Origin of the sequence: Dysgonomonas massiliensis, from assembly GCF_900240225.1 — a bacterium.
GTDB lineage: Bacteria > Bacteroidota > Bacteroidia > Bacteroidales > Dysgonomonadaceae > Dysgonomonas > Dysgonomonas massiliensis.
This window is the reverse complement of the sequence record NZ_OEPV01000005.1, coordinates 89368-106877: the sequence shown is the minus strand read 5'-3', so window position 1 is coordinate 106877 and position 17510 is coordinate 89368. Positions and strand designations below refer to the sequence as shown.

10 protein-coding genes are annotated in these 17510 nt (G+C 38.1%); all 10 read left to right on the top strand.

Annotation, left to right across the window (positions count from 1 at the left end):
- Positions 1-84 precede the first annotated feature (84 nt).
- The gene (locus C1A06_RS06505; protein ID WP_101689439.1) at positions 85-3498 is read left to right on the top strand and encodes a TonB-dependent receptor; all 3414 of its coding nucleotides are present in this window, start codon (positions 85-87) and stop codon (positions 3496-3498) included.
- A gap of 7 nt (positions 3499-3505) precedes the next feature.
- Entirely contained in the window at positions 3506-5113 is a 1608-nt protein-coding gene (locus C1A06_RS06500) for a SusD/RagB family nutrient-binding outer membrane lipoprotein (RefSeq protein ID WP_101689438.1), read from the top strand.
- 23 nt (positions 5114-5136) lie between these two features.
- A complete protein-coding gene (locus C1A06_RS06495) occupies positions 5137-6216 on the top strand; it encodes a glycoside hydrolase family 18 (RefSeq protein WP_101689437.1) in 1080 nt (359 codons plus the stop codon).
- Between the two features lie 7 nt (positions 6217-6223).
- A complete protein-coding gene (locus C1A06_RS06490) occupies positions 6224-7381 on the top strand; it encodes a DUF1735 and LamG domain-containing protein (RefSeq protein ID WP_101689436.1) in 1158 nt (385 codons plus the stop codon).
- Between the two features lie 32 nt (positions 7382-7413).
- Positions 7414-8853, top strand: coding sequence for a BT_3987 domain-containing protein (locus C1A06_RS06485; RefSeq protein WP_101689525.1), 1440 nt, complete (start codon positions 7414-7416; stop codon positions 8851-8853).
- An 18-nt stretch (positions 8854-8871) separates the two neighbouring features.
- On the top strand, positions 8872-10197 hold the full coding sequence (locus C1A06_RS06480; protein WP_101689435.1) for a DUF4989 domain-containing protein: 1326 nt from the start codon (positions 8872-8874) through the stop codon (positions 10195-10197).
- 335 nt (positions 10198-10532) lie between these two features.
- Positions 10533-11810, top strand: a complete 1278-nt coding sequence (locus C1A06_RS06475; protein WP_101689434.1) for an MFS transporter — start codon at positions 10533-10535, stop codon at positions 11808-11810.
- A gap of 68 nt (positions 11811-11878) precedes the next feature.
- The gene (locus C1A06_RS06470; RefSeq protein WP_101689433.1) at positions 11879-12880 is read left to right on the top strand and encodes a glycoside hydrolase family 130 protein; all 1002 of its coding nucleotides are present in this window, start codon (positions 11879-11881) and stop codon (positions 12878-12880) included.
- 3 nt (positions 12881-12883) lie between these two features.
- On the top strand, positions 12884-15208 hold the full coding sequence (locus C1A06_RS06465) for a GH92 family glycosyl hydrolase (protein WP_101689432.1): 2325 nt from the start codon (positions 12884-12886) through the stop codon (positions 15206-15208).
- Between the two features lie 23 nt (positions 15209-15231).
- The gene (locus C1A06_RS06460) at positions 15232-17493 is read left to right on the top strand and encodes a GH92 family glycosyl hydrolase (RefSeq protein ID WP_101689431.1); all 2262 of its coding nucleotides are present in this window, start codon (positions 15232-15234) and stop codon (positions 17491-17493) included.
- Positions 17494-17510 lie beyond the last annotated feature (17 nt).

The window sequence follows — 17510 nt, the reverse complement described above, 5'->3', positions numbered from 1 at the left end:
CGCCATTCTTTCCGGCATCAGAATTAATCAAACGATAATGTATTATATCGTTAATTTTATTAACTCTATTTACATAACAAATGTATGAAAATTAGATTAACCAAAAAAAATCAAGTACTACTAAAGCCTCAAATTAGCAGAAAATTGCAAGGATTTAGAATATTTTTGCTATCAGCTGTTTTATTAATCGGCTTTTCGACTGTAAATGCCCAAACTTCCAAAGTTAGCATTTCGCAACAGAACATCTCAATAAAAGACATTTTACAACGTATTGAGAAACAAACATCTTATCTTTTTGTCTACAATCCATCTGAAATAAACTTAGACAAAAAAATAAATGTTGATATGACCGATACATCGGTAAAAGATGTATTGACTAATATTCTGAAAGACCAACAATTATCATTCTATCAAGAAGGTAACAACATTGTACTTCAAAAATCACAACAGAAACCACAAGAAGTAAAAAAACAAATTTCGGGTGTGGTAAAAGATATTAACGGAGAAGGCCTTATCGGAGCATCTGTTAGTATCAAAGGTTCTAAATCAGGAACTATGACCGACATTGATGGTAGTTATTCAATGTCGGCACCAGTAGGTAGTACAATAGAAGTTACATACATGGGATATGTAACTCAGTCAGCAACTATTACAACAAAGAACAGTTACGATTTCACTCTGAAAGAGAATGAAAAAGAACTAGAAGCTGTTGTTGTTACAGCACTAGGCATTAAACGCTCAGAAAAAGCATTGAGTTATAATGTTCAACAGATCAATTCTGATGACATAACAACAAACAAAGATGCAAACTTTGTTAATGCTTTGAATGGTAAAGTTGCTGGTCTTAACATCAACGCTTCATCATCAGGTATAGGTGGTGTATCTAAAGTTACAATGCGTGGTACTAAGTCAATCATGCAGTCTTCTGATGCACTATACGTTATAGACGGAGTTCCAATGTTTACACACGTGAGAAACAATGGAGGAGGAACTGAATTCGATTCTCAAGGATCTACCGATCCCGTAGCTGATATAAACCCTGAAGACATTGAATCGATGTCTGTATTGACGGGAGCTGCTGCTGCTGCACTATATGGTTCTGACGCAGCAAACGGTGCTATCATCATTAATACTAAAAAAGGGAAAGAAGGACGAGTTACACTTACCGTGAATAGTAATGTGGAATTTAGCAATCCTTTCATTATGCCAAAATTCCAAACACGTTATGGGACTGGAATAAATGGTGTTCTCAATACAAGTCCAGACCACAGCTGGGGCTCAAGACTAACAGAAGCACAATATTTTGGATACGACCCTAGAGATGACTATTTTAAAACCGGAGTTATTACAACTGAAAGCGTTTCAATGTCTACTGGATCAGATAAAAATCAAACATACGCTTCAGCAGCTGCGATCAATTCAAAAGGCATAATACCAAATAATAAGTACGATCGTTACAACTTTACAGTACGTAATACTACATCTTTTCTGAACGATAAGATGACGCTTGATGTAAATGCAAATTATATCAGACAGGAAGATAGAAATACGACTAATCAGGGGACATATAACAATCCATTAGTTGGTGCATACTTATACCCTAGAGGAAACAGTTGGCAAGATGCTAAAGTATACGAAGAATACAGTTCATCACGCAAAATATACACTCAACGTTGGGCTTCTGGAGATGCAGGGATGACAATGCAAAATCCTTATTGGATCAACTATCGTAACCTCAGAGAGAACAAAAAAGACCGCTATATGTTAGGAGCTAGTCTAAGCTATCAAATATTAGACTGGTTAAATGTATCAGGTCGTATACGACTAGATAACTCTAATAACGACTATACAGAGAAATTCTTTGCAACAACTAATACTCAACTAACAGAATTATCAGATCGCGGACTATATGGAATTCAAAAAACTCAAGATAAACAATTGTATGGTGATTTCCTTGTTAGCATTAATAAATACTTTGGTGAGGATTGGAGCTTGCAAGCTAACCTAGGAGGATCTTTCAACGACTCAAAATATGATGCTCTTAGCGTACGTGGTCCTATTGCGGATGGATCTGATACATTTGGAGGAGAACAAGTTGGATTGACCAATCATTTTGTTGTTCAGAACTTAAGTAAAACAAAAACAGAATTTATGCAAGATGGTTGGCACGAGCAAGTTCAATCATTTTACGGTTCAGCAGAACTTGGATACAGAAGTACATATTATTTGACACTTACTGGACGTAACGACTGGCCATCTCAATTAGCAGGTCCTCTATCAAAACACAAATCATTCTTCTACCCATCAGTAGGATTATCGACAGTTTTGACAGAATTAATACCTAACCTGAACAAAGATTATCTATCATATGCAAAGCTACGTCTATCATATGCATCAGTAGGTAATGCATTTAACAGATATCTTGCAAATCCTCGTTTCCCTTGGTCTTCAAGTACTGGCACATGGAGCGTAATAACCGACAGAGCACTTAATTACAAGCCAGAACGTACAGAATCATATGAGGTTGGTTTAAATTTACGTTTCTTAAGAAACTTTGAACTAGACGTTACGTATTACAATGCCAAAACCAAAGATCAAGTTTTTGAAATGGATGGAGGTATTTTATATGATAAAATACGAATACAATCAGGAGCCGTTAGAAACCAAGGTTTAGAGATTGCATTGAACTATAGTAACACATGGGATCAATTTACTTGGCATACTGGATTAACTTATTCTATGAACAGAAATAAGATTCTACGTTTAGCTAAAAACGAAATAGACCCAGTAACCGGTAATGTATTCAACGTAGAACACATGAATATAGGTGGTCTAGGTAGTACTAGATTTATTCTGAAGGAAGGTGGAGACATGGGTGATTTGTACTCTATCATGGATCTTAGAAGAGATGCTAATGGAGCAATATATATTGACGAAAACAATGCGGTAAATACAAGTCCGATACAAGACATTAACGACTATATCAAACTTGGTAGCGTTTCACCAAAAGGTAATTTAGCTTGGAGAAATAACTTCTCTTGGAAGAATTTAAGTCTTGGATTTATGCTTACAGCTCGTTTGGGTGGTGTTACATTCTCTCGTACTCAAGCAATCCTTGACGAATATGGTGTATCTGAAGCATCTGCTGCAGCTCGCGACTTAGGCTATATTTCTGTAAATGGGAACGATCGTGTAAACCCTGAAGGGTGGTATAGTGTAGTTGCTGGTGGAACTGCTGTGCCTCAATATTATACTTACTCAGCTACCAATGTTCGCCTACAAGAAGCATCAATAGGATATAATATCCCTAAAAAATGGTTAGGAAATGTATGCGATATAAAAGTTTCTCTAGTTGGTCGCAATCTCTTTATGATTTACAACAAAGCACCATTCGATCCTGAATCTGTAGCTACAACCAATAGCTTCTATCAAGGTATCGACTACTTTATGCTTCCATCTTTACGTACTTTTGGTTTTAATCTAAGCTTTAAATTCTAAAACAAGTATGAAAAAAATAATAAATAAACTGACTATAGTTTCAGTTGCTGCACTAATGTCTTGTACAGCAAACTATGACAATATAAATAGCCATCCTTATGAGCCTGATACACTAGAACCAGATGATTACGCATTAGGATCAGCGATGAACAATTTGGCCGGATGTGTAATTTCGCCAGACGTGAATACAGCGCAATTTACAGACTGTCTGCTTGGCGGCCCTATGGGTGGATACTATGCCGATGCCAATGCAGGATGGGCAAATACCATTTCGAACTATAATGCTAAGGATGACTGGACTCGAGTTTTTCTTAAAAGCGATAAAATCATTCCTATACTGAATTCGAATATGACAGCAGTGGAACTGGTTTCCAGAAATACAAATAATCCAGTACCTCTAGCTATTGCTCAGATCATTAGAGTAGCAGTTATGCACAGAGTCACAGATACATTTGGACCAATTCCTTATACTAAATTAGGAGAAGGAAGCGATCTTTCAATCCCTTATGACTCACAAGAAGATGTATATAACGCATTTTTCGATGAGTTAAGCAACTCTATTCAGGTTTTGAACGAACACCCTAACGCAGAACTTGTACCATCAGCTGACTATATCTACAATGGTAATATCAGACAATGGATCAAGTTTGGAAATTCATTAAAACTTCGTTTAGCCATACGTATTGCTTATGCAAATCCGACAAAAGCTAAACAAATGGCTGAAGATGCTGTAAATCCTGCAAACGGTGGAGTTATTGAAAGCAATGAAGATAATGCCGCTTGGAATTATTTTAAAAGCATTCAAAATCCTATCTATGTAGCAACACGTTACAATCAGGTTCCGGGAAGCGATACAGGAGGTGATACTCATGCTGCTGCCGATATCATCTGCTACATGAACGGATATAAAGATAGCCGTCGTGCAAAATATTTTGTAGTTTCTGAATGGACAAAAACAAAACCTGAATATACTTATGTTGGGTTGCGTCGTGGAATTATCATTCCTGATTTGACTAGTAAAGGCCGTATGTATTCGGGTGTTAATGTATTGCCTACATCTCCGATCTATTGGATGAATGCTGCGGAAGTCGCATTTCTAAGAGCAGAAGGCACTGCAATCTTCGGATTCAATATGGGCGGTAGCGCTGAAGAATTCTACAACGAAGGTATTCGTCTATCTTTCAAACAATGGGAAGCTGATGGTGCAGAAGCATATATCCAAGATGAGACTAGTGTACCTGCGACATATATTGACCCACATGGAGATAATTCCTACTCAAGCTCATTATCTTCTATAACAATCAAATGGGACGAAAATGCAACTAAAGAACAAAAACAAGAACGCATCATTGTTCAAAAATGGATCGCTAACTGGCAACTAGGAAATGAAGCTTGGGCTGATATCCGACGTACAGGTTATCCTAAATTGATCCCTGCAACTGCAGCAGGAAACAAGAGTGGTGGAATTGTAGATTCAAATAAAGGAGCACGAAGAATGCCATACCCTCTTGACGAATACAATAGCAATGCTCAAAACATAAAAGAAGCTGTAAGTAAATATCTGCAAGGACCAGACAATATGGCTACAAACTTATGGTGGGATGCTAAGAAATAATAACGACTTTAATGATAATATATATGAAAAAAAGTTTTACACACACACTAGTAATGTTGATGGCAATAGCATTTGCTTTCAGCACTAGCTCATGTGATGATTGGACAGATACTGAAAGTATTGATTTAGATAATCCTTCTTTTGAAGAGCAAAATCCACAGTTATACAAAGATTACTTGGAAAACTTGAGAGCTTATAAAGCAGGAGCCCATAATGTCCTATTTGTTTCTTTCGAGAATGTTGAAGGATCTCCTTCAAAACAAGCAGAACACTTAACGGCAGTGCCTGACAGCATTGATTTTATAAGCTTGAATAATCCTGATAACTTACATGCAGATCTCCTTGCCGAGATGGACAAAATCCGTGAAGATAAGGGTACTGGTATTGTTTATAGCATAAACTATGACAAAATCGAAACAGAATGGCAAGACAAAGTCAAAGAAAACCCTGCTCTGACAGAAGAGGAAGGTCTTGAGTATATGGGAGAACAAATAGACTTATTACTAAAGCTGAGCGACAAATATAATTATGATGGTATCGTTGTTGATTACACTGGTCGCTCTTTAGTAAGCCTTGTTCCTGCTGAATTAGATAAATATAATGCACGTCAACAAAACCTACTCAATCGTATTCAGGCATGGAAGGAAGCTAACGCAACCAAAAAGTTAGTATTCTACGGAAACGTACAATATCTTGTGCCAGAAAATATGAATATGCTTAATAAGTGCGACTACATCATGATTAAATCTGCTGCATCGACTAATGCTGATGATTTATCACTAAAAATCTACTTAGCAATTCAAGCCGGCAAAGATGGATTACCTGAAGAGGGTGGAATAAATCCTGTTCCGACTGATCGTTTTATGGCATGTGTACAACTTCCACAAGCTGATGACAAAGATAAAATCATAGGTTATTGGAATCCACAAGCAAGCGATACTGATAAAATTGTTGCTGCGCTAGGAGCTTCGCAATGGGTTGTTCAATATTCTCCGGATTTTAGCCGTAAAGGGTTATTTGTAATGAATATTCATAATGATTATTACAATAATACTTATGAATACATACGTAATGTTATTCGTATAATGAATCCAAACAAATAAGAAGATCATGAAACACTATAAATATATTTTTGCATTATTAATATTCTCATTAATATTTGTAACCGGGTGTAAAGAGGCTGATATTGTTAACGAACATCATTTCAGCAATACTTTATATGTCACTTCGAAACCGGTTAACGATGACTTGCTTATCAAACCAAGCCTACCTGAGAGCTCGCGCGAAATAAGCTATCGCATCGCTAAACCTGCTAATAAAGATATTGTTATCAACTTTGACGCAGCACCTCATTTGACTGCAGCTTACAATCTTATTTATGGAGATAACGCTATAGCTTTAGGATCTGAATACTATAATATTCCGGTTAAAACTGACACTATCAAAACTGGAGATATAACAAGTGATGATATTGCTATCAATTTTACTGGTACTGATAAACTAGACAAATCTCAACGCTATGTTCTTCCTGTAACTATACTTGATGCTACGAATGTTAATATTGCCGAAGAAAAGCGTACTGTTTACTTTATCTTTAAAGGTGCCGCTCTTATTAATGTTGTGGCAGATATTACTAAGCTTTATTTCCCTATCAATTGGAAGAGCAGTGTTAATAATATATCTACCATCACAGTAGAGGCGTTAGTAAGAAGTAAGGACTGGGTTGCTGGACGCGACAATGCTCTTAGTACAGTCTTCGGGATTGAAGGAAAATTCCTAGTACGTATTGGAGATGCAGACCGCCCACGCGATCAACTTCAAGTTGTAGCTCCAGGAGGAAACTTCCCTGGTCCAAGCGTAGTATCAGGTTTAGCTGTTAACGAATGGGTACACATTGCAATTGTATATGACGCAACAACCAAGGAGCGTATATATTACAAAGATGGAGTCAAAGTATATAGCGACAATGCAGCCTCTAGCAGTCTTAATTTAACAAGCTCATGTTATATTGGTAAGGCTTGGGATGACAGTCGCTGGTTACCTGGTGAAATTTCAGAATTACGTATTTGGAACATTCAGCGCACAGCTGAAGAAATTGCAAACAACCCATACGAAGTAAACCCAACTACTCCTGGATTGGTTGCTTATTGGAAATTTAACGAAGGTGCAGGTAAAGTTATTACTGATCATACAGGAAATGGCAATGATATCACTGCTGCTAACGGAGATCCTTCTTGGGTGAATGTTGAGATTCCGAAAATAAAATAATGAATCGCCTAATCTTACTTAAAGAATTTATTATGAAAATAAAATATATTACATCCAAATTATTACTAGCCTTAGCAATAGGTTGCTTTGTATCTTTTGCTTCGTGTAGCGATGATATTAACATTGGTAAGAATATCGATGAATCAGAATACGAAGATATTTATACGAACAATGCATATCTGAGAGACGGAAAGACAAACTTAGTTTCGAATATCGTTGAACTTTATCAAGACGAATATACTACTTCGGTAAAATTAGGGTTAACAAAAACTCCCACGTCTACTACTTCTGCAAAAGTGAAAGTTGATGCTGAATATTTAGCGGCATACAACCTTGAGCATGAAACAGACTTTGAATTGTATCCAGTTGATGCAATTTCACTCGACAACAATGGAACTTTTACAATCAATGGTAGTATCAAAACTGCAGAAGTTGGTCTTTCTATAAAGGGAAACGACACATTGGATAAAGATAAAACATACGCTATTCCATTAACTATCATTGAAAACAGCAGCGATATTTCTACAAAAGATGAGAAAGCTAAGCACTGTATCTACTTTGTAAAAGACATGAGACATCTTGCAAATGTATACAAAGGGGATGATGCAGTAAAAGGCTTCTTATTCTTCGAAGTAAACAATGTAAATCCACTAAATGCATTATCGTTTGAATTGGAAAATGGAAAGTTGATATGGGATGTTGTCGTTTTATTTGCTGCAAATATCAACTATGACGCAGAAGCTGGAAGACCTCGCGTACAGAATAATCCAAATGTACAGTTCCTTCTTGATAATAATGAAACTTATCTTCAGCCATTACGTAAGCGAGGAGTAAAAGTTTTATTAGGATTACTCGGAAATCATGATATGGCAGGGTTAGCTCAACTATCTGACCAAGGAGCTAAAGACTTTGCCAGAGAGTTAGCTCAATACTGCAAAGCCTACAATCTTGATGGAGTAAACTTTGATGATGAATATTCTAAATCCCCTGATCCAAGTAATCCGGCATTAACAAATATCAGTAAAAAAGCAGCAGCACGTCTATGTTATGAGACAAAACAGATGATGCCTGATAAACTTGTTACTGTATTTGCTTATGGGTATATGTATGGAGAGTCTTCAGTTGACGGAGTAGATGCTAAAGAATGGATAGACATTGTAGTTCCTAACTATGGAAGTCGTGCATATCCAATTGGACAGTTAACAAATAAAGAGTGCGCAGGACTTGCTGCGGAATTTAATCTTAATATTGGAAGTAGCTTGACACCTAAAAATGCTCAATCACTGATCTCTAACGGATATGGATGGCATATGGGTTTTGACCTTAAACCTACAAATTTCGCACGTTCAGCAACTCGTTTAACAGGCTTAGAAACTCTTTATGGATCTAAACTTAAAGATATTACGACATATTACAAAAATCGTGATCCGAAGCCATATGAGTACAAAAATGATGGTTCTGTTACAAACTAAACTATAAAGAAATAAGATATGAAATATTATAAAATATATTTTGCACTGATAGTAGGCTGCTTACTTTCTCTAACTAGCTGCGAAGATGATGAGAATCTGAATTTACAGACCTACCCTGATAATGAAACATCAGTTATTATTTCGGACTCCGAAGGAGAATCTGAATTAACTCTGAATGCAACATACAACGAAGACGGCATACTAGTTGTAGATGGACAAGTAACCAGAACTTATACATTTACATTCAAACCTTCGCCCGGAGACATTATTGTTTCATATGATCTACTGAGTAAGAATATTCCGGCCGAAATTGTTAGTATTAGTAAATTGGTGGATACTATACCTGCTGGTTATAGCGAATCTTCTGTAGAAGTAATATTGAAAGATGATGACTTCAGTTTTGCTCAGACTAATTACAATGAAGAAATTTATGAGTTAGGTGTTAAAGCTACTGCTACAGGATACAAGATCCCAACTGACACAACAGTAGCTAAACTAAGTATCAAGAAAGAAGCATACTCTACATTGTATTCTTTGGTGGGAGAAAAAGGCAGTACTACAACTTTCGAACGCGCATATAATAACGGCCAGATCCTGAATGAAGACTCTATATCATATTCATTCAAAGTAGTAGTTGATAAACCTGTATTAAATGAACTTAAGCTAAAACTTTCAATGGAAGGTTTAAACGATAAATTCTTAAATACTGTAACTTGGAGTAGTACAGAAGTAACTATACCTGCTGGTGAGAAATCGTCAGAAGTAATTACTTGGTCTATCAAAGATGACTTCTTGATGGAAACTGCTGAAGAAGAAACTCATTCAATCAAGCTAGCAGCTACATCAGAAGACACATCTACCCCAGCTGATCCTGAAAAAGGATTTGTAACGCTCAATATTATAAAATCATTGAGAAATATAGCTTATCTTTCTGGCATATCTTCTGATTGGTCTTTACTAAATAAAACTGGTTGGGGTATAGAAGCGAATTCTTCTGTTACCGGTAATATCAGTAGACTAATAGACGGTCAAGGTGGCGTATATGGAACTTATGCTTATAGTTCAAGTTATCTCTTTTTCACAATTGATATCACTTCAGAGCAAGCTCTTAAAGGCTTAAGCATAGATTACTATGGAGGGACAGTATATTCTGCAAAATCAGTGAAGATATCAACATCTACAGACAAAGTTAATTGGACATCTCAGGGTGAACTGAATACTCCTGCAAGCTTAAATAATTATTTCAAATTTTTATCCGACGTTAATGCACGTTACGTAAAAATAGAGATGACAGGTAGCTATGGAACCTTAATAGTACCTTCTGAAATATATATTTACAAATAACAGAGTAAAGAGTAAATTATACTTAATCAAGAAAAAAGAGTCAAGTCCAATCGCTTGACTCTTTTTTTCATTAAAGTAAATAAGCCGATCTCCTTTAATTAATCCGGAAGTCTAAATATACTACAACTGCCATGTTTAACCTTATTTAACGCAATTTACACTAGGATTAGACGGCTTTAGATCGTCATTATAATAGAGAGAAAATATAGTTTGTTGCTAAAAATATGGAAAACAGAAATCTCAAAAAATATTATAAAAAACAGGCTAATAACTGCAAAAATCACAGGAAATAGACAACAAGAAAACTCACTAATACCTTTTAAAATCTAAGTTTCATGACGACAAAAGCCTCCTCACCTCTAAAATGGGTACCTACCGTCTACTTTGGGATGGGATTACCATTTGTGATGGTGCAACTCGTTTCAGTAATCATGTTCTCTGAAATGGGAATATCTGATGCTACCGTAGCCTTCTGGACCTCTCTAATAATTCTGCCTTGGAGCTTGAAACCTCTATGGAGTCCTTTCTTAGAGATGTTCAAAACAAAAAAATACTTTGTAGTAGGAACTCAAATGATTACAGGGCTAAGCTTTGCGTTGGTTGCTCTTTGCCTACCATTGCCCGATTTCTTCACCTACTCCATAGCCCTTATGGGACTAATCGCTTTCAGTGGAGCGACCCATGATATTGCGACTGATGGTATCTACATGACTGAACTTGATAATCAGACCCAAGCAAAATATATTGGCTGGCAAGGTGCATTCTTCAATATTGCAAAGGTTGTCGCAAATGGAGGATTGGTATTCCTAGCCGGATCACTTAAAAACAGCATGGGAGTAACTCATGCATGGATGCTAATCATGGGCGTAGTAGCCGCTATTATGATACTTCTAAGTCTTTGGCACAGCCGTGTACTTCCATCGGGAGGCAGCAGTGCTGCTGTAAAAACAGCTAAGGAAGGTTGGCAAACATTTACAAATGTATTTATCACATTCTTTCAGAAGAAAAACATTGCATTCTACATTTTATTTATCATATTATACCGCCTTGCCGAGGGACTGGCAATCAAGATATTACCTCTATTCCTGAAAGCTCCTATCGAAAAAGGAGGATTGGGCTTGGAAGTAAGCCATATTGGAATAATAAACGGAACATTCGGAGCTATTGCTTTTATCATAGGCTCTATTCTGGCAGGATATTATATTTCATCCAGAGGATTAAAGAAAACATTGTTTATACTTTGTTGCGCCATAAATCTACCTTTCCTTATTTATCTGCTACTTGCAATCTTCCAACCTTCAAATATTTTCCTTATAGGATCGGCAGTTACCTGTGAATACTTCGGTTATGGGTTCGGATTTGTTGGCCTTACACTATTTATGATGCAACAAGTAGCACCAGGAGCACATAAAATGGCTCATTATGCCTTTGCTTCGGGGCTCATGAATCTAGGATATATGTTTGCCGGAATGATAAGCGGTATGTTGAGTGATTGGCTGGGATATAAACAATTCTTTATCATCGTAGCTATAGCCATGATACCAGCCCTTGTGGTTTCACGTATTATACCATTCCAATATCCAGATAATAGCGAGGAAGAAGCAAAAGCATAAATAAGACTTAAGAACAAATCAATAATAAAAACAACAAGAATAAAACATTAATTAATAGACGAATAACTATGGCAACAAAACTCAAAATTGAAGGACAAGCTTTACCAAATATGCCTTGGGAAGATCGCCCGGCTGGAAGTAAAGAAACTATGTGGCGCTACTCGGCAAACCCAATCATCGGACGTGATGCTTTGAGTACATCGAATAGTATTTTCAACAGTGCAGTAGTTCCTTTCGGAGATGGATTTGCAGGAGTATTCCGTTGCGATGATACAAACCGTCGTATGCGTCTTCATGTAGGATTCAGTAAGGATGGTATCAACTGGGATATCGAAGAAGAAGATATCCAACTGACTGGAGGCGATGAAGAAGTGGGCAAATGGGTATACGGCTACGACCCTCGCGTTACATGGATCGAAGATCGTTTCTACGTAACCTGGTGTAATGGCTATCATGGACCTACAATTGGTTGCGCTTGGACTAAAGACTTCAAAGTATTCCATCAACTTGAAAATGCATTCCTTCCATTCAACCGTAACGGAGTTATGTTCCCTCGCAAAATCAATGGTCGCTTTGCAATGCTTAGCCGTCCAAGTGATAATGGACACACTCCATTCGGAGATATTTTCTACAGCGAATCGCCCGATATGGAATTCTGGGGACGTCATCGTCACGTTATGGCACCGGCTGCATTCGAAGACAGTGCTTGGCAATGTATGAAAATCGGAGCAGGACCTATTCCGATCGAAACATCTGAAGGATGGTTGATGATCTATCACGGAGTATTACGTTCGGCTAATGGCTATGTATATAGCTTCGGTTCGGCCCTGCTTGATATCAATGAGCCTTGGAAAGTTTTAGCACGTAGCGGACCATATCTAATTGCTCCTCGTGAAATATATGAACTAGCAGGAGACGTTCCGAATGTAACATTCCCATGCGCATCACTTCACGACCCTGAGACTGGACGTATAGCTGTTTATTATGGATGTGCTGACACCGTTACGGGAGTAGCATTCGGATATATAGACGAAATCGTTGAGTTCACAAAACGTACAAGCATAGTTTAAATAATGAAGAAAAATTTACTTTTTGTAATTACATTAATCTTTGTTACAGTATCATCTTCGGCTCAAGATAAGCAACCCGTTGATTGGGTAAATTCATTTATAGGCACGACAAACTTCGGGACCACAAATCCCGGGGCTGTCATGCCCAACGGGATGATGTCTGTAGTACCTTTCAATGTGATGGGGAGCAAAGACAATGTCTATGACAAGGATGCACGCTGGTGGTCGACTCCGTACGAATACCACAATGTATTCTTTACCGGCTACTCGCATGTCAATCTCAGTGGTGTAGGTTGTCCCGATCTGGGATCGCTACTTATTATGCCTACAACTGGAGAATTGGATGTTGATTACAAAAATTATGGCAGCCGATACAGTGATGAAAAAGCCTCTCCAGGCTATTACACAAACCGACTGACCAAGTATAATATATTAACCGAAGTCACATCTACCATGAGGGCGGGTGCACACCGATACACTTTCCCCGAAGGAAAATCAAACATCCTGCTGAACCTAGGGCAAGGATTAACCAACGAATCAGGCGCATCATTGCGATTCAATAGTAAAAATGAAGTAGAAGGGATGAAAATGCTTGGAACTTTTTGTTACAACACACAAGCAGTATTTCCTATCTATTTCGTTATGCGCATCATAGCCAAAGAGACCAAGAGCGGTTTCTGGAAAAAACAACGCCCAATGGATGGTGTAAAAGCCGCATGGGATCCCGATCAAGGAAAATATAAAATATACGAAGGCTATCATAAAGATATAGCCGGAGACGATGTTGGAGCTTGGTTTTGCTTCGACACAAAAGAAGGAGAGCAAGTAGAAGTACACATTGGTGTATCATTCGTTAGTACAGAAAATGCTCGTCTCAACTTAGATACCGAACTGAAAAATAAAACATTTGATACAGCCAGTGCTGATGCACGCAAGGCATGGAATGATGATTTATCACGTATTCTAGTCGAAGGTGGTACTAACGACCAAAAAACTGTATTCTATACAGCACTGTACCATGCACTGATACACCCGAACGTTCTGAACGATGTGAATGGTGAATATCCGGCAATGGAAAGTGATAAGATTCTGAAAGCAAACAATACACGCTATACCGTATTCTCGTTATGGGATACATACCGCAATCTTCATCAATTGATGACTCTCGTTTGGCCTGATCGTCAAACAGACATGGTTCGATCTATGATTGATATGTATCGCGAATGGGGCTGGATGCCTAAATGGGAACTTTACGGACGTGAGACATGGACTATGGAAGGTGACCCTTCGATTCCAGTCATAACCGATACTTGGTTGAAAGGCTTGCGCGATTTCGATATAGAAACTGCCTACGAAGCTTTTATCAAATCAGCAACAACACCGGGAATTACTTATGCAACTGATACAATCAGCAAAGGTGGTGCCCTACCCGATTCATACTACGCATCACTTAAGGGTGACTTTAATCGTATGCGTCCAGATAACAACGACTACATGAAACTGGGATACGTTCCACTTCGCAGTCAGTTCGATAACTCAGTATCGCATGCTTTGGAATATTACATTGCCGATCATTCTCTCTCAAAACTAGCCGAAGCACTAGGAAAGAAAGAAGATGCTGCACTTTTTGCGAAACGTTCGTTAGGATACAAACATTATTATTCGCCTGAATACGGAACTTTCCGACCAATACTTCCGAATGGAGAATTCTTGTCGCCATTCAATCCTCAACAAGGAATGGACTTTGAAGAAAACCCAGGTTTCCACGAAGGTAGCGCATGGAACTATACATTTTATGTTCCTCACGATGTACAAGGACTAGCTAAACTTATGGGCGGTAAAAAGAAATTTATAGACAAGCTTGAAATGGTCTTCGATAAAGGATATTACGATCCGGCAAATGAACCTGACATAGCCTACCCTCATTTATTTAGCTATTTCAAGGGTGAAGAATGGCGTACTCAACATCATGTTCGCCGTCTATTAGAAAAACATTATACAACAAAACCTGATGGCATACCAGGCAACGACGATACGGGAACAATGTCAGCTTGGGCTGTTTTCAATATGATCGGATTTTACCCTGATTGTCCGGGAGAACCATATTATACTCTGACAAGTCCGGTTTTTGATCGTATAGTGATCAAACTTGATAAAAAATATTGGAATAAAGAAGAACTCGTTATAGAAGCAAAACGCGACAAAGCAGAAGATATTTATATCGATAAAATGACTTTAGGAGGAAAAGCTCTTAAAAACTATCGTATCTCACACAAAGAGCTTCTTGATGGAGGTAAACTGACTTTCGAACTCAATTCCAGAAAATAAGAAACTAATATAGAAAAGATATAATGAAAAAGAATTATTCCCTACTGAAGAATAAAATATTCAGTTACATGCTTGTAGGAGCGGCACTATTCACTGCGGCCTGCAACACGACAAAGGAAGAAGTTGCAGAAACCGATCTTGCCAAATACGTAGATCAATATATAGGAACCGGTGGACACGGGCACGTATTTATGGGAGCAAACGTTCCATTCGGATTTGTGCAATTAGGTCCAACCAGTATTCCTCAAACTTGGGATTGGACTTCAGGATACCATATTACTGATACTACTGTAATCGGATTTAGCCACCTACATCTCAACGGAACTGGTATTGGAGACCTAAGTGATATAGTTTTGATGCCAGTTGTAGGCGACGTAAATCACAACCGCGGCACACATGATAGTTACGACACTGGTATGTGGTCGTATTTCAGCCGTGCAAACGAAAAATGTGCGCCAGGATATTATGCAACAAAACTAGACCGCTACAACGTTGATGTAGAATTAACAGCCACACAGCGTGTAGGACTTCACAAATACACTTTTGCTGAGGGAACAACAGATGCTCGTATTGTTATCGATCTGGAGAATGGCCAAGCTTGGGATGAATCTGTTGAAAATAAACTAATAATCTTAAATGACAGCACTATTGCAGGCTATCGTTACTCGAAAGGATGGGCTAATGATCAACGTGTATATTTCGTAGCCGAATTCTCTCGTCCATTCAGTAAATTCCAATTATATGATAAAAATACGACCAAAGAAGGAACAGAACTAGTCTCAAAACAAGTATATGGAGAAGCTATTTACGGAGAAATAGGAACAGAGCCAATCTATGTTAAAGTTGCCCTATCGCCAGTCAGCACACAAAATGCTGAAATAAACATGAAAGCTGAACTTTCGGGATGGGATTTCGACAAAGTAAAATCTCAAGCTTATGATGCTTGGAATACAGAACTTGCAAAGATTAAGATTAAAACTGCTGACGAATCAGTTAAACGCATATTCTACACAGGACTATACCACACAATGGTAGCTCCATCAGTATTTGGCGATGTAAATGGCGATTACCGCGGAGCTGACGGAAATCATCACATCGGCAGTAGCTTCACAAACTACACAACATTCTCGTTGTGGGATACATATCGTGCGGCACACCCTCTGATGACTATCATTCATCCAGAAAAGGTATCGGATATAATGAATACAATGCTACACATCTACAAACAACAAGGCAAGTTGCCGGTATGGCACTTAATGGGTTGCGAAACTGATTGTATGGTGGGTAACCCAGGTATTCCGGTAGTTGCAGATGCTATTTTGAAAGAATTTGACGGATTTGATCACGAATTAGCGTTTGAAGCGATGAAAGCTTCGGCTATGCTAGATGATAGAGGTATGAATTTCCGTAAAGAGTTCGGCTATATTCCTTACGACAAAATGCTTGAATCTGTTGCATACGACATGGAATATGCATTGGCAGATTGGTCTTTGGCTCAGGCAGCTAAGAAACTTGGTAAGAATGAAGATTATGATTTCTTCGAAAAACGTAGCAAATCATATAAAAACTTCTTCGATCCCGAAACTGGATTTATGAGAGGTAAAGGAGTCAAAGGCGAATACCGCACGCCATTCAGTCCATATGCATCTAGCCACCGCGAGGATGACTATTGCGAAGGAAATGCATGGCAATATACATTCCTTGTTCCACATGATTTAGATGGATTGATCGAATGTTTTGGTTCGAAAGAAGCATTCGTACAGAAACTGGATTCACTGTTTATTGTTGATTCTAAAATAGAAGGAGACATAACTTCTCCTGACATCTCAGGTCTGATCGGACAATATGCACACGGAAATGAGCCAAGCCATCATATACTATATTTCTATACTATGGTTGGCCAACCATGGAAAGGCGCTGATTTGATCAGAAGAGTACTTTCTGAACTGTATCACGATCAACCGGACGGATTATCAGGAAACGAGGACGTAGGCCAAATGTCAGCTTGGTATATCCTATCATCAATGGGACTTTATCAGGTTGAACCTGCCGGCGGTCATTACTACTTCGGATCACCAATCGTAGACGAAGCCGTTTTGAATGTAGGAAAAGGTAAAGAGTTTACGATTGTTGCTTCGAACAACTCGAAAGAAAACAAATATATACAAAGCGTCAAACTGAATGACAAGCCATATACACTTCCATACATTGCATTCGAAGACATCCAAAAAGGAGGTAAGCTAGAATTTGTAATGGGCACAGAACAGGTGGCTTGGAGCAACTAATTAAGTATAAAATAGCG

Excerpts from the sequence above, each read along its gene's own strand:
- C1A06_RS06505 (WP_101689439.1), top strand. The coding sequence starts at position 85 with ATGAAAATTAGATTAACCAAAAAAAATCAAGTACTACTAAAGCCTCAA.
- C1A06_RS06500 (WP_101689438.1), top strand. The coding sequence starts at position 3,506 with ATGAAAAAAATAATAAATAAACTGACTATAGTTTCAGTTGCTGCACTA.
- C1A06_RS06495 (WP_101689437.1), top strand. The coding sequence starts at position 5,137 with ATGAAAAAAAGTTTTACACACACACTAGTAATGTTGATGGCAATAGCA.
- C1A06_RS06490 (WP_101689436.1), top strand. The coding sequence starts at position 6,224 with ATGAAACACTATAAATATATTTTTGCATTATTAATATTCTCATTAATA.
- C1A06_RS06485 (WP_101689525.1), top strand. The coding sequence starts at position 7,414 with ATGAAAATAAAATATATTACATCCAAATTATTACTAGCCTTAGCAATA.
- C1A06_RS06480 (WP_101689435.1), top strand. The coding sequence starts at position 8,872 with ATGAAATATTATAAAATATATTTTGCACTGATAGTAGGCTGCTTACTT.
- C1A06_RS06475 (WP_101689434.1), top strand. The coding sequence starts at position 10,533 with ATGACGACAAAAGCCTCCTCACCTCTAAAATGGGTACCTACCGTCTAC.
- C1A06_RS06470 (WP_101689433.1), top strand. The coding sequence starts at position 11,879 with ATGGCAACAAAACTCAAAATTGAAGGACAAGCTTTACCAAATATGCCT.
- C1A06_RS06465 (WP_101689432.1), top strand. The coding sequence starts at position 12,884 with ATGAAGAAAAATTTACTTTTTGTAATTACATTAATCTTTGTTACAGTA.
- C1A06_RS06460 (WP_101689431.1), top strand. The coding sequence starts at position 15,232 with ATGAAAAAGAATTATTCCCTACTGAAGAATAAAATATTCAGTTACATG.